Annotated in this window: 1 protein-coding gene; it reads right to left on the bottom strand. The window is 58.3% G+C overall.

Translation table 11 applies throughout. From position 1 onward, the window contains the following. Positions 1-136: 136 nt before the first annotated feature. A partial coding sequence (locus AWB67_RS39055) for an IS110 family RNA-guided transposase (protein WP_235025644.1) occupies positions 137-688 on the bottom strand: 552 nt, incomplete at its 5' end.

Below are 688 nucleotides of genomic sequence, written 5' to 3'. Positions count from 1 at the left end.
TTGTCGCACGAGCTTGACGCTCGAACTACGTTTCAGGTTTAGCGAATCCCGGTCCAACCTGTCGGTCATCACACTCGATTGCCAACGCAACCTTTCGACGTCATCCTGTAGTCGTTAGTTACCAGTTCACTCAGATTCAAGCCGCTCGCGCACTAACGTGATCGGTCCTGTATGGGCTGTCGTGCGCGAGCACTGCCCAGATCGTTCGTGCCATCTTGTTGGCCAATGCTACGGTTACCACGTTTGGCGGCCGTCGCTTCTGCATCTGCTCGGCCCACGTTCCAGCGTGCTTCGCGTGAAAGAGCACGCTGCGTGCTCCGTGGATCAGCAACGTCCGCACATACGTGTCACCGCGCCGGCTGATACCCAATAGCTGGATTTTCCCGCCAGTGCCGATCTGCTTTGGTACGAGACCGAGCCACGCGGCAAACTCCCGTCCTGATCTGAACGCCTTCGCGTCACCCATCGTGGCAACAGTGGCCGTTGCCGTCAGCAGACCAACTCCGGGAATCGCGGCGATTGCCTTGCATGCCTTGTCCTCTTTCATCCATGCGTGCAAACGTCGCTCAATATCGGCGATCTGTTTGTCGAGTCGATCAAGGTCATTCCAGTGAACCGCGCCGGGTTTGTCGGAGACCGCCGAGTTTGGCGCTACGCCGCTCGCGCGGATAGCACCAGATTCCGATTG

Origin of the sequence: Caballeronia terrestris (assembly GCF_001544515.1) — a bacterium.
In the GTDB taxonomy this organism is placed as follows: Bacteria; Pseudomonadota; Gammaproteobacteria; order Burkholderiales; family Burkholderiaceae; genus Caballeronia; species Caballeronia terrestris.
This window is presented reverse-complemented; position numbering and strand designations above follow the sequence as displayed.